This is a genomic window from Saccharopolyspora tripterygii, assembly GCF_054778355.1.
Genome location: NZ_BAAGZP010000009.1, coordinates 1 through 13,486 on the forward strand (window position 1 = coordinate 1; position 13,486 = coordinate 13,486).

Below are 13,486 nucleotides of genomic sequence, written 5' to 3' on the forward strand. Positions count from 1 at the left end.
ACCACAACGACCCACCAAGCCGCCTGACCAACCGTCACAGAAACCTTCAGCAGCCCCGTCACCTTCACGGTCACCCGTGGGGTCGGCTCGATCCTGCTCAACCGCCCGCGCGTGCTCAACGCCGTCAACCGAGCGATGACCTTGGCAATCGACGAACAACTGGCAGCCTGGGAAACCGACGACAGCGTCCGGTCGGTGATCATCACCGGCGCCGGCGAACGCGGTCTGTGCGCAGGGGGCGATATCGTCGCGATTCACCGAGACATGCTGCGAGGAGACGGGATTCGCGCTCGCTACTGGCGCGAGGAGTACGCGCTCAACGCGCGGATCGCGGCCTTCCCCAAACCCTACGTCGCCGTGATGGACGGCATCGTCATGGGCGGCGGCGTAGGGCTCTCGGCGCACGGAAACGTCCGGATCGTCACGGAGAACTCCCGAATCGGGATGCCGGAAGTCTGCATCGGCTTCATCCCCGATGTCGGGGGCACCCACCTGCTCGCCCGTGCTCCTGGCGAGCTGGGTACGCACCTCGCTCTGACAGCCTCGGCGATGACCGGAGCCGACGCGATAGCTTGCGGTCTCGCCGACTACTTCGTAGCTGCCAGTGACCTCGCAGAGTTCTGCGCTACCGTCCGCGCCGGCGCACTGGACACTGCCATCCGCACCTTCTCACAACCCCCGCCATCCGCACCGCTGCTAGCTGAACGTGAGTGGATCGACGCCGCGTACGCCGCAGACACCGTGGAGGAAATCCTCCACAGGCTGCGGGCGAGCACAGCATCGGCCGCCGGTGATGCGGCGCGGGCCATCCAAACGCACTCCCCCACTGCACTGAAGGTGGCATTGCGGTCACTGCGTCGCGCGCGGGAGGCTGGGACATTGGCCGCCGCTTTGGCGAACGAGTACCGAGTTTCGGTCGCTTGCCTGAGTTCCCCGGACTTCGCTGAGGGAGTCCAGGCGAGGTTCATCGACAAGAACCGATCTCCCCGCTGGCGACCCGCGGCACTCGAAGAAGTCAGCGACGAACAGGTTGAGCAGTTCTTCGCAGCCGTTCCGGATATCAGCTGAACCGGCCATCGTACGCCCGACTTCGTGGCTAGTTCTGTCGTCAGACCTGCTGCTCAGCCGCAACCCGCCAGGCGTCCTCCTCGGTCCGACCAGCACGTTTGTCGATCAGGCGCATCGCCTTGTACGCGAACCGCGGAAGGGTACCGACCGCCTCGATCTGGATCTCGACCTTGCTGCCGATCGCGAGCCGGAACCGCTCAGCCAAGGCCGAACGGATCTCAGCCCGGGCCACCTCACCGGTGGACTCGGGCAGCTCGACACGCAGCGTCATCACGTCCAGGTCCCCAACCCGTTCCACGATGACTTGATATTCCGGGGCACCGAGGCCGGGAACTGATCTGACGATGTCGTCGACAGCAGCCGGATACACGTTGGCCGCCCGAACTGTAATCATGTCATCGCTGCGTCCAAGGATTCCTCCAACGAACCGAGCGCTTGTCCGACCGCACGGGCATGGCGACGTGTCGACTCGAACGAGGTCGCGCACCCGGTAGCGCAGCAGTGGTGCGCCGCTCGAGACCACGTCGGTCAGGACCAGTTCCCCGACCTCGCCGTCGGGCACGCACTGGCCGGTGCTTGAGTCGATGACCTCCCAGACGACTGCGTCCTCAGCGATGTGACCTCCTGCCCCCTCCTCGCACTCGGCCCAGATCATGGTGCCGATGTCGGTGATGCCACCAACATCCGACACCCGGCGCACCGTGGGGAAAAGCTCACGCAGTCGGTCCTTCGTCGCGGGGCTGGCCATCCCGACCTCACCGCCTCCGATCAACGTGGTGAGGTGCAGTTCCTTTGACATGCCTGCATCCGCGATCTTGCGTCCGAGATGCAGCAGGTAGCTCGGAGTCGCGTGCAGGGCCGTCACGCCGAGGGTTTCCAGTGACCACATCTGCCGGCTCGTGTTGCCGAGGCCTGCGTTGATGACAGTCACACCCGCACGTTGCGCCCCGCTGTGCAGCGCCAAGCCCGAGGCCATCCACTGGTACCCGAGAATGTTCTGGAAGATGTCTCCCCTGCCGAGGCCTGCAGTGGTGAAAGCACGGGCGTTGAGGTCGGTCCACGTCTCGATATCCGCGGCAGTGCGCGGCAGAACCAAGGGTGCGCCCGAGGTCCCGCTCGTGGTCGCGATCCAGACGATCTCGTCGCCGGCAGCGCTGACGTGGGCACCGTAGGGCTGCGAGGCATCCTGGTTGTCCCGCAACTGTTGCTTGGTCGTCAGCGGCAGCTTGTGAAGATCATCAACGCCACGGATATCGCAGGGCTCCACGCCGACGGAATCGAGCATGGTCCGGTAGAAGGACGACCGCTCGTACACATAAGCGAGCTGTCGGCGCAAGCGCTCGTCCTGCAGGCTCCGCAGCTGTTCACGAGAGGCTGTCTCGATCGTCGGATTCCACATCACGAGCGTCCTCCGCCGTTTGTCGTCCCGCGGCTCACGGTGCCTTCACGTCCTCCTGGCCGTGACTCACCATCCCTGCTGACGATGACTCTGGCCGTGCGATGAATCCGAGCGAACGAGAAATCGCTTCTGCTGCGGCAACAGTCATCTCGGTCATTGACTGTTCCGGACCAACGATGTGCTGCCGGAGACCGCTGACGGCGATAGAAGCCGAGAGACGACCGGCGTGATCGAAAACCGGGGCACCGACCGCCGCGATTCCTCGGGTCACGTCCCCGTCTGAGACGGCGAATCCGGACCTGCGCACATCCTTGAGCCTTTCGAGGACGTCCGACGTGGTCTGGGCACGGCCACTGGCAGGCGGCTCCAGCCCGACCGCTTCGACACGGCGCTGCCATTCGGCATGGAAATCTCCATCAAAGGCGAGCAGGACGACCGGTGACGCACCCAGATGAAGCGGCAATGACCCGCCGAGTCGCAGAGCCAGACTTGCGACTCCGTTGCCCTCGATCCGCTCGATGCACACTGCGTGCATGTCGCGCCGGACGCACAGATAGGTGGTCTGACCGGTTTTGTCGTGAAGCTCCTCGAGGTAGGGTCGCGCAACCTGACGGACGTCCAGTCGGTGCACAGCCCCGGCGCCCAAGCGGAAGAGCTCGATGCCGACCTGCCAGGTTCCGTTGGTCTCTGATTCCTCTACCCATCCGACCGTCGCGAGACTCCGAAGGGTCCGGTACACGCTGCTGCGCGGTTCGCCCGTCGCCCGGGCAAGCTCAGTTGCGTTGGCCTCGCCGAGCGCGGCTAGCTCAGTGAGGAGGCGCGCCACCTTGAGCACGAGACTGGGCGGCTGACCGGTCACGAACGGCTCCTACAGGTCGGTAACGAAGATTTCGATCCCGATTCTAGCGCCATCCGAACACGAATCTCGCCAAATGGAGTCTGTGCAGAGGCCTCCTGTGCGGCGCCTTCGTCACACCCGAGCACGGGCTAGAAGACGCTCGTCTCTGAGCGGGGCATCGCCCCAACGACCCGGACACGTCTCTCGCCGAACGTCGCCGGCTCGATCTGCACTCTGATCAAGGAACTTCGGCGGACCAGCATGAACCATGCGGTGTCGGTGCACGCGAGATGGCCCCGCGCCGGCGCCGCATGATTGGTGGCCCGAAGTAACTGGCGCGCTCGAACTGCGCACACCTGCTCGTGCGAACTATGCAGTGGGATCTTCACCGAATCTCAGGATGACCTTCGTCGACCGCGACGAATCTGCAGCGCAGGCAAAGGCATCGATGACCTCGTCCGCTGTGAACTCATGGCTCACGATCGACGCGAGCCGAGGTTCGGAAGCCAGCAGTGCGACGGCCTCGTCGAGTTCGACATCGAAACGCTGCGAGCCGAGCAGGGTGATCTCCTTCGCGATCAAGCCGGCCAGGGGTAGCGTCTGCGACCCTGCGGGAAGCATTCCCAACTGAAGTACCGAACCGCCGGGACGGACTGCCTGCAGGCCGCTGATCAGGGATGGGACGGCGCCAGCCGCCTCGACCACGATGTCGTAGGCGTCGCTCTCAACCTTCTCACCAGCGCCGAGCGCCACAGTAGTGTCCGCACCCACCTCGCGCGCGATCCTCAGCGGGTGTTCCTGGAGATCGGCTGCGGTGATGGACACGGCACCGGCCGCCGCAAGGCCCGCGATCGCCAGCGCCCCGATAGGACCGGCGCCGTTGACCAGGACACGCGCGCCCTTGACCTTGTTTCCGAGCCGGCCCACCCCGTGCAGAGCCACCGCCAACGGCTCAGCCAGAACCGCAAGACGCAGCGGCAAACCGTCGGGCAGCCGACGAAGCTGTCCCGGCTGAACGGCGAGGTATTCGACGAAGCCGCCTTGGGTGTGCGGATTGGTTGAGGCACTGCCGAGGTATGTGCCGCCAGGCGCAAGATGAAGGCCATGACCTTCGCGGCCGCCTACGGGTGGCGCGGGCGTGGCCGGATGGATCGCGACCGCGGTACCCACCACCGGCGAGCCACTGACCGCCGAACCAATTCGATCGACGATTCCAACAACCTCATGTCCAAGGGTGAGTGGCTCGACAATCGTGTAGGCACCGTTGCGTCCGTCCTGCGCATAGCGCATGTCAGATCCGCAGATGCCGCCGTAGACGATGCGGATCAGGACTTCGTCCGGTCCGGGCGTCGGCACGGGCCGGTTTTCGAGCCCTAGATCACCGGCGCCGTATGCGACGACCGCTTGCATAAGCCCTCCCGAGGTCGTGATGGAATAGCCAGCGGCTGGGAACACCGCTGGCGGCTATCCGTGGGCGCCTGAACGAACGCCGGTCTCACCTGTTGTGCAGGAACACTGGCTCCAGAGCACATACCGGTGGTCGTGAGCCTGACCGCGATCCCCTGGCCACTCGGGGCCCGTGCGCAAAGCACGCACCCGAACAATTCGGCTTTGCTGCTGGCCCGACGAGCAGGACCATCGCTTCGCACGGACGAGCGTGGTGGCCTCAGAGGGCAGCGCCTCAGCGTCCTCTACTGGTCATCTTCTACTGAATAACGAGACCGTCGACGGGCCCGAAGGATGGTTCCGGAAGGTCAGGTGTCGCTTGATAGGTCTTCCCCAAGGCCTGAAGCTGGGTCGCCACCAAGGTCATCTCAGCGACCGACGTGCGGTGAGCAAGAGTCACAGCACTGAGTGCAGCCTCCGCGACGTCCTCAGGTTGTACGAACTTCTCCCGCAGCTCCTGTGGGGGCGGCGACGGGCGCCGGTCGAGGATTGCGGTGTTCACGATGCCCGGCAGGATGGTGCAAATCCTGATACCGTTCCCGTGCTCGTCCAAGCCAGCGCCGCGGGCAAGCCCGAGAAGACCGGCCTTGGAGGCCTGATAAGCCGGTCCAGTGTGGTCCGGCCACGCAGCAGCCACGCTGCTGACAAGCACAACATCGCCCTGAGCTTCCCGCAGAGTAGGCAAGAAGGCGCGCAGGACATAGAAGGGGCCGCTGAGGTTGGTCCGGACGATGTCATCCCACGCTTGCACGGTGAGGTGCTCAAGCCGCCGCCGCGGGACATTGACACCGGCCGCGGAAACGAGCGTGTCAACTGAGCCGAGTTCTGAAGCGAGTGCCGCGACGGCCTCAGCATCTCCGACGTCGAGCGAGTGAGAGTGCAGCTTGCCCTCGTCCGGCGCTGCGTCCCCGGCAAGCTCGGCAACCAGGTGACCGCGCCGGGCAATCCCGTGGACGGTAGCGCCAGCCTCAAGAAAGCGACGGACCACTGCGAGGCCGATGCCACTGCTGGCCCCGGTCACGACGGCAGTGCGGCCGTGCATGTCTCCTAGACTCCGGCGGCATACGTTGGAGGTCGATGTCAACTCAGAACCGCCCATCAATCGTCAAACCACCGTCGACCTTGAGCACCTCTCCGTGAACGAAAGCCGCGTCCTGCGAGGCGAGAAAAGCGATCGCCGTTGCGATCTCGCCAGGATCGGCCAGCCGACGTAACGGCGTCCTGGACACCAGCGCGTCCTGGCTCAACGTTCCCGCATCCAAACCACTCTGGACCATCGCAGTCCTTACGTAACCAGGCGCGACCGCGTTCACGCGGATCCCGTCGGGCCCCCATTCTGCAGCGAGGGTGCGGGTGAGACCGAGGATCCCGCTCTTCGCCGTCGAGTACGCCACCCTTCCAGGCAGCCCGAACGTCGATCCCACGGAAGCGATGTTGACGATGCTCGGCCCGGGGCGACCCAGCATCAGTGCGTAGGCAGCGCGAGCGACCAGCATCGCTCCAGTGAGATGAACGTCGAGTTGACTCGCCCACTTAGCGGTGTCGATCGTCTTGGCGTCCTCCCGCATCAAGATCCCGGCACAGCTTACGAGCGCGTCCAGACCACCGCCGGTCGTCTCACTCACTTGCTCGAACGTCTTGGCGACCGCAGCTTCCGAGGTCACGTTGCAACCAAAACCGAAATGGCATTCGTCGCCGCCCCTGCTGTTGAGCTCCTTCGCGCGCTTGGCGGCATCCTCTTCGTTGAGGTCAGCGACGAGGACCTGCCAGCCGCGCGAGGCGAACTCGTCCGCGGTCGCCGCACCGATCCCCTGCGCACCACCCGTGATCAGTACAGATCTGCTGGTCATCCCGAGCACTCCTCGACTAGTCGATGTTTCAGGGCGCACCGAGCGCAGTGGCTCCCCGACGTGACAGACAACGTGGTGTCGATCGGAACCCTGTCACAAGACTCCCAAAAAAGCCACCAGGTGGACAGAGTTATCGCTCAACGGTTATGGTCCTCTCCGTCAGGCTGCCCGCCGACTGCGACCGGCTCCGTCCCGTCGCACCTCAACGTGCGGAGCTGGCGATCCCGTCGAAACCGTTCGAAGTCGCGAGTCAGGCACCAACCACCGGCGATGTTTCCGCCGGATGTCGTCCCTTCCCTCCGCAACGGAGTACGGAAGGCGAACTCGAGTTGACAAGGAGATCGAGTACCTATGGGTGATGCGAATCCACCAAGCGCGGAGGAGATCGCGCGCCTCGAAGAGAAGGCGCGCTTCGTCCGCACCGAGACTGTCCGGCTGATCGACATCGCAAAGACCGGGCATTACGCCTCGGCATTCTCCTGCGCCGAAATCTTCGCAGTGCTGTACTACGACATCCTGCGTCTCAAGCGGGGTGAGCCGGACTGGCCTGCACGAGATCGGCTTCTACTCGGCAAGGGACACGCGGCCGTCGGCCAATACCCGCTGCTCGTCGACTGGGGATTCTTCGACAAGGATGTCCTCGACGGCTACACCCGCCTCGGCAACCCGCTCGGCGATCACCCCGACATGGTCCAGGTCCCAGGAGTTGACTTTTCCTCGGGATCGCTCGGGCACAACCTTTCAGTCGGCCTGGGAATTGCGCTGGGTGCGCGCTACGCCCCCGACCCCTTCGACGTCTACGTCCTGCTGGGCGATGGCGAGCAAGAAGAGGGGCAAATCTGGGAAGCCGCGCTGGCCGCACGCCATCACGACGTCAGCAACCTGATCGCGATCGTCGATCGCAACCAGTATTCGCTCGACGGACCGACCGATGAGATCAGCGCGTTGGAGCCGCTCACTGACAAGTGGGCCGCCTTCGGGTGGGACGTCAAGACCGTCGACGGGCACGACGTCCGGGCGTTGACGGCGACCCTCCGCGAGATCAAGGAGACCGAGAACCGCACGGCACCCACCGTGGTGATCGCTCACACCGTCAAGGGCAAGGGCGTCGACTTCATGGAATCCGAGTTCGGCTGGCACCTGGGCTGGCTCGACACCGAAGACGAGGCCTACGCGTACGCGCAACTGGAGGCAAAGAAGTGACCATCAGCGACCCCGACCTCGGCACCCCGACCAACACCGCCGGTTCACGCGGCCGTTCGTGGCAGCTCACCGACATGCTCGAGCAGGCCCCCGGCTTCGCGGCGCTGTCGGAGACCCTCACCGAGCTCGTCGACGCCGGCGAACCGGTCGTCGTCGGCACCGCCGACCTGAAGTTTTCGAACGGCCTGGTCCGCTTCCAGGACCGCTACCCGGAGCGATTCATCCAGTTCGGAATCTCCGAGCAGAACATGATCTCAGCTGCGGCGGGGCTCGCGGCCACCGGAACACGTCCCTTCGTGGCGACCTTCGCAAGCTTCATGGCCCTGCTGTGCGCAGAGCAGATGCGCACCGACACGGCCTACACCAACCTCCCGGTGCGCATGATCGGGCATCACGCCGGCTTCACCCTCGGCTTCTACGGCACGTCCCACCATGCGACCGAAGACCTCGCGATCACCCGCAGCATGGCCAACATGACCGTCGTTGCCCCGGCCGATCCCGAGCAGCTCCGACAGGTCGTGCGGGCCACCACCGACGTGCCGGGTCCGGTCTACATCCGAATCGGACGTGGGCGAGATCCGCAGGTCTACCAGGCCGACGCCCTCGCGGACTTCAAACTCGGCAAGGCCATCACTCACGGCAACGGCACAGATCTCGCCATCGTCGCCACCGGTTCCATGGTCTCCCCCGCGCTGGACGCCGCGGAGAACCTGCGTGGAGAGGGCATCGCCACGCGTGTGATCGACATGCACACGATCAAGCCGTTCGACCGCGAGGCCGTCGCCGCAGCGGCTGGCCAATGCCCCGTACTGCTCACCGTCGAGGAACACAACGTGATCGGCGGCCTGGGCTCAGCTGTGGCCGAGGTAATTGCCGAAAGCCCTGGGGGCGCGCGGCTGGTGCGCCACGGAATCGCCGACGAGTACTGCCCCGTCGGACCTCCTACCCATCTCTACCGGCACTTCCAGCTCGATGCTGCCGGCATCGCAGCAGTTGCCCGAGAGGCGGTCCGGTGATCTCTGGCGGCAACCACACCCCCGTCGTCGGTGTCGTGCCATCCCGAGGGCCAGCTGCGACCGGCGCACCGAGCACTGCGGATGAGGTGACGTCGCTGCACGACGGCATCTTTGCACGGCTGCGCCGGCAGGGCGTCCGGGACGATACGAACGCCTCCGGCATGAGCGAGCTGTTTGCGGTCAGGGATCCAGCGACGGGGAGTGTGATCGCGCACGTCCGCGACGCAAGCATCGATGAGGCGAATACCGCTGCCACCAATGCCGCGGCGGCGCTCGCTTCCTGGCGCACCACCCCGGCACGCGCCCGCTCCGAGGTTCTCAGGCGCGCGTTCGATCTCATGACCGAACGGTCTGACGAAATCGCCGCGCTGATTTGTGCGGAGAATGGCAAGTCAGCAGCGGACGGGCGATCCGAAGCAACCTATGCAGCAGAGTTCTTCCGCTGGTACGCCGAGGAAGGCGTACGCACCGAGGGTGCCTTCGGACCGTCACCTGCCGGCGCTACCCGCACGGTCATCACCCATCGCCCCGTTGGTGTCGCCGCGCTGATTACGCCGTGGAACTTCCCAGCGGCCATGGTCACTCGGAAGCTGGGGCCCGCGCTCGCAGCGGGATGCACGGTCGTCGTCAAGCCGGCATCGGAGACACCGCTGACCGCGCTGTACATAGCCGATCTCCTGAGCGAAGCAGGTGTACCCGACGGGGTTGTCAACGTCGTTACAACAAGTTCATCCTCCACCGTGGTGGGAACTTGGATGCAGGATCGGCGGATTCGCAAGATCTCCTTCACCGGGTCCACCCCGGTCGGACGGTTGCTGCTCCACCAGGCAGCCGACCGGGTCGTCAACGCCTCGATGGAGCTGGGAGGTAGCGCCCCGTTCATCGTGACCGACGGCGCTGACCTCAACGCAGCCGTGCTCGGGGCGATGACGGCCAAGTTCCGCAACGGCGGTCAGGCCTGCACGGCTGCGAACGCCTTCTACGTGCACGAGGAAGAGGCGGACGCGTTCACTGCGAAGCTGATCTCTGCGGTGCGTGATCTGCGAATCGGACCGGCTGCCGATTCAACCAATGACATCGGACCGATGATCACAGCCCAGGCCGCTTCCGAGATGCGCGACCTCGTCAACAAGGCCACGTCCGGGGGAGCACGCATCGCCTTCCAAGCCGAGCTGCGAGCCGGGCTGGGCCCTGCCTTCTTCCCACCCACGGTTCTCACTGATCTCCAGCCGACCTCCGAGGTGGCCTCCGAAGAGATCTTCGGCCCGATCGCCCCAATCGTCACGTGGACAAACGAGCAAGAACTTATTGACACGATCAACGCCAGCGAGTACGGGCTGAGCTCCTACGTCTACGCTTCCGATCTCGGCCGTGCAATGCGGATCGGCGAAGCCCTCGACACCGGCATGGTCGGCGTTCACCGGGGCCTCGTGTCGGATCCCTCCACACCGTTCGGCGGCACCAAGCAGAGCGGCCTCGGCCGGGAGGGCGCCCGCGAAGGAATCCGGGAATTCCAGGAGACCAAGTACATGAGCGTCGCCTGGGAATGACGACCTTCTCAACCAGTTCCGATCAGAACAATGAGGTGCACATGACAGACTGCGCTTCACGGGCTCCTGCTGCGCCCTCCACATCGTGCAGCGACGAGGATTTGGCCGGACGCGCACGCCGAGCACGGCTCTTGGTCCTGCAGACCGTCGCCGCTAGCCGAGGAGATTTTATTCCGCGATTCCCATCTGGAGGGTTCTGTCAGGGTGCGCTGCGGCGAAAGCACGGCCCGTCGCCTGATCGGATCCACGACCGCGTCCTCGCCGTGGCTTCCTCACTGCAGGCACACGCAGAGTAAACGACGCTGCAGCTCGGTTCTCCCGCTTCCGCCAAGACAGTGACGGTGGCTCGCATTGCGATCGTCGGCGTGTGCAGACCCGTGCCCGGGTGGGCGCCCACCCGGGCACGGGTCTGCACCACCACCCGGTCTGTGGCACGTGGTCGAGCAGGCCGAAGGTTCCGACCTTTGAACAGGTCCACTGATTCAACCACCGCCGACTGCACTCCTGGCCGCGGACTTGTCCGGTCGAGCTGGAGACGGGCTACCGCCGTCAAAACTTCGGCCAGCCTACCGTGAGTCGGCAAGTACACGTCGGTCAACCGCGCCCGGGACGATTCTTAGTTGGCTGCGAAGAAGTCGATGACACGAGCGTTGACCACCTCGGGAGCCTCCAGGAGAGGACTGTGCCCGATTCGATCCATCATCCACAGCTCAGAGTTCGGGAGACCGTCTGCCAGTTCGTGGGCCCATTCCGGCGGACGGCAGATGCACTCCTCGCCCGAGATCACGAGCGTGGGCGCCGTGATGTCCTCCAGCAGGGGAAGGGCGCTGCGACGTCGGATCACGCCGGCCATCGCGGGCTTCAGGGACTTTGGCAAGGCCGCGATTCGCTCGTTCCACAGCTTAACGACGTCCTTGCGGGCAGGGTCGTTGAGTGTCGTCTCGCCGAACATGATCCGCATTGTGGAGGTGAGCACATCGTCGACAAATCCACGCTCCCCCACGTTTTCGACCCATTCGAGGAACTCATCCAGCTGTTCGGCCGGCTCGGCGCGGGCAGAGGAGCCGGTGATCACCATCGAACGGATCAGGTCAGGCCGATAGGCAGCGACGCGCACGCCGACATCGCCGCCCATTGACGATGCCAAGAAGTGCGCGCGCTCAATTCCCAGCGCATCGAGCACCGCGATCACGTCCCCCGCGACGCTCTCTACGCTGATGATGTCACGGATTCCGGCGCTGCTTCGTCCTTGGCCGCGGAAATCCGTTCTGATCACGCGGAACTTGCCCGCCGCCGCTCGCGTGAACTCGTCGAACTGGCGGTGGTCGAGGAAGAGGGAGTGCAGACACACCACGGGCGTGAGGTTGGCCTCCCCCGTGTCATCGACGAAGAGCTCCCCGCCGGCAAGGGTGAGTGTCGTACTGGTCATGAAACGATCCTTTGCCTCGTGCGACGGGATCAGGACCCGCGCGCAAGCGTGAACTCGCACACCAAGTTTCCAGAGATTGAATACAAAGTCCAGCATGGCTGGCATGATTTCGGTACTGTCCCGGAAGATACGAGATCTGCGGTTAAAGTCGGATCCAATTTGCGCGATGCTCCATGTGTCAGCGAACTACGCTTCAGACCATGAGGGGGCTCGAGGAGTCGGGCGAAAGCGCCCAGATGCCAGACGGCGCAGGAGAAACCCCACGCCGCCTGCCCTCACACGGCGTTGGGGAGGAAAACGCTCTCGGCGCCTACGTGCCGAGCTCTGCGTACTGTCCAGCGCTGCCAGAGCAACACGCCGACTCCGAGGAGCACCGGGCACGCCGCGTGACTAGACGACAACGGTCGCAGCAACACGCCGACAAACCTCGCGGGACGCGCCCCACACACGCCGACGCATACTCGCCCCACGAACACGGCACCGCCTGCTACAGTTTTGGTGTGATTTCCCCAAACACGGGAAATCGCAAGCACTTGCGGGATCGAGTCCTCGGACACAGAATTTCCTTACGGGTTTGAACTTGCGTGGCCTTCGGGGTTCGTGATGGCAACTGAGGCGGGACCGCGGTCCCGCCTCAGTTGCGTCTAGGAGCTGTTTAGGAATTGATCTTGGTGAGGTCGCGGAGCCAGATGTCGATGGTGGCGATCTGCACGGTGGCTTCGTAACGCACGGCGAGTTTGTCGTAGCGGCTGGCCACGGCGCGGTGGTGTTTGAGGCGGTTGATGCCGCATTCCACGGCGTGGCGCTGCCGATAGGCATCGGAGTCGAAGGCGGGTGGACGGCCTCCGGATGAACCGCGGGCACGACGGTGACCGGCTTGGTCTTTCGGGACCGGGATCGTTGCCATGATCCCGTGCTGACGCAGGTAGGAACGGTTCGCGCGGGAGGAGTAGGCCTTGTCGGCCAGCACCCGATCCGGGCGGGTGCGCGGGCGTCCGCGTCCGCCACGTGCGACCCGGATCGCCTCCAGTACGGCGGTCATCTGAGGGCTGTCGGCGCGTTGACCGGCGGTGATCAGTAGCGATAACGGCTTACGGCCTTGTTCGCAGGCCAGGTGGATCTTCGTAGTGAGCCCACCACGGGAGCGTCCCAGCGCGTGATCGGCCGGTTCGTCGCCGGGCGGTTCGACCTGCTCATCGGGCCGGCGGCGAGCTCCGGCGGCGTGCTGGTGGGCCCGGTTGATCGTGGAATCCACTGACACCTGCCAGTCGATCAGGCCCGCCTGTTCCGCCCACGCCCGCAGCGCCGAGAGAATCCAGGGCAACACGCCCTCACGCTGCCACCGGCGAAACAGCTGGTAGATCGACTGCCAATGCCCATAGCGTTCCGGCACGTCCCGCCACGGAGCACCGCCCCGCACCCGCCACCGGACCCCATTGAGTAACTGCCGACGTGTCCACTTCGGACGACGTCCCACCACAGGCTGAGGCGGCAACACACGCTGCAACGCCACCCACTGCCGATCCGTACGCGCGCCAACCGATACGCTTCCCACCGAGGTCTCCGGCTAGATGTCGATCTTCTTGGTCGTTGATCCATCTACCGGAGACCTCTCTACTTCCCGACAGCACCCCTCGTTCCTAAACAGCTCCTAGGCCAGCTTCCCGAAGCCGACCCGCCCGGCATC

The 13,486-nt window shown here is 64.8% G+C and carries 11 protein-coding genes; 4 read left to right on the forward strand and 7 right to left on the reverse strand.

Annotated features, from left to right (window positions below; translation table 11 throughout):
• Window positions 1-93 precede the first annotated feature (93 nt).
• Window positions 94-1,068 (forward strand): enoyl-CoA hydratase/isomerase family protein, encoded by a 975-nt coding sequence (locus tag ACYVF3_RS09535; protein ID WP_461153874.1) that lies wholly within the window; start codon window positions 94-96, stop codon window positions 1,066-1,068.
• Between the two features lie 40 nt (window positions 1,069-1,108).
• Here ACYVF3_RS09535 and ACYVF3_RS09540 read toward each other — a convergent pair whose 3' ends face one another.
• The 5 genes from ACYVF3_RS09540 to ACYVF3_RS09560 form a co-directional block, all read right to left on the reverse strand.
• Window positions 1,109-2,467 (reverse strand): phenylacetate--CoA ligase family protein, encoded by a 1,359-nt coding sequence (locus tag ACYVF3_RS09540; protein ID WP_461153841.1) that lies wholly within the window; start codon window positions 2,465-2,467, stop codon window positions 1,109-1,111.
• 34 nt (window positions 2,468-2,501) lie between these two features.
• The gene (locus ACYVF3_RS09545) at window positions 2,502-3,326 is read right to left on the reverse strand and encodes an IclR family transcriptional regulator (RefSeq protein WP_461153842.1); all 825 of its coding nucleotides are present in this window, start codon (window positions 3,324-3,326) and stop codon (window positions 2,502-2,504) included.
• Between the two features lie 348 nt (window positions 3,327-3,674).
• Window positions 3,675-4,715 (reverse strand): zinc-binding dehydrogenase, encoded by a 1,041-nt coding sequence (locus ACYVF3_RS09550; RefSeq protein ID WP_461153843.1) that lies wholly within the window; start codon window positions 4,713-4,715, stop codon window positions 3,675-3,677.
• Between the two features lie 295 nt (window positions 4,716-5,010).
• Window positions 5,011-5,772, reverse strand: a complete 762-nt coding sequence (locus ACYVF3_RS09555; protein ID WP_461153844.1) for an SDR family oxidoreductase — start codon at window positions 5,770-5,772, stop codon at window positions 5,011-5,013.
• 64 nt (window positions 5,773-5,836) lie between these two features.
• A complete protein-coding gene (locus tag ACYVF3_RS09560) occupies window positions 5,837-6,601 on the reverse strand; it encodes an SDR family NAD(P)-dependent oxidoreductase (protein ID WP_461153845.1) in 765 nt (254 codons plus the stop codon).
• A 351-nt stretch (window positions 6,602-6,952) separates the two neighbouring features.
• On the opposite strand from ACYVF3_RS09560, the gene ACYVF3_RS09565 reads away from it, so the two are divergent.
• The 3 genes from ACYVF3_RS09565 (at window position 6,953) to ACYVF3_RS09575 (ending at window position 10,370) form a co-directional block, all read left to right on the forward strand.
• On the forward strand, window positions 6,953-7,804 hold the full coding sequence (locus tag ACYVF3_RS09565; RefSeq protein ID WP_461153846.1) for a transketolase: 852 nt from the start codon (window positions 6,953-6,955) through the stop codon (window positions 7,802-7,804).
• A complete protein-coding gene (locus tag ACYVF3_RS09570) occupies window positions 7,801-8,820 on the forward strand; it encodes a transketolase family protein (protein ID WP_461153847.1) in 1,020 nt (339 codons plus the stop codon). Before ACYVF3_RS09565 ends, ACYVF3_RS09570 begins: the two co-directional genes overlap by 4 nt.
• A gap of 86 nt (window positions 8,821-8,906) precedes the next feature.
• Window positions 8,907-10,370, forward strand: coding sequence for an NAD-dependent succinate-semialdehyde dehydrogenase (locus ACYVF3_RS09575; RefSeq protein WP_461153848.1), 1,464 nt, complete (start codon window positions 8,907-8,909; stop codon window positions 10,368-10,370).
• A 616-nt stretch (window positions 10,371-10,986) separates the two neighbouring features.
• Here the strand turns inward: ACYVF3_RS09575 and ACYVF3_RS09580 are convergent.
• Window positions 10,987-11,799 carry an alpha/beta fold hydrolase gene (locus tag ACYVF3_RS09580; RefSeq protein WP_461153849.1) on the reverse strand — a complete coding sequence of 271 codons (813 nt, stop codon included), beginning with the start codon at window positions 11,797-11,799 and terminating at the stop codon, window positions 10,987-10,989.
• Window positions 11,800-12,454: 655 nt separating this feature from the next.
• Entirely contained in the window at window positions 12,455-13,354 is a 900-nt protein-coding gene (locus ACYVF3_RS09585) for an IS5 family transposase (RefSeq protein WP_461153850.1), read from the reverse strand.
• Between the last annotated feature and the right edge of the window lie 132 nt (window positions 13,355-13,486).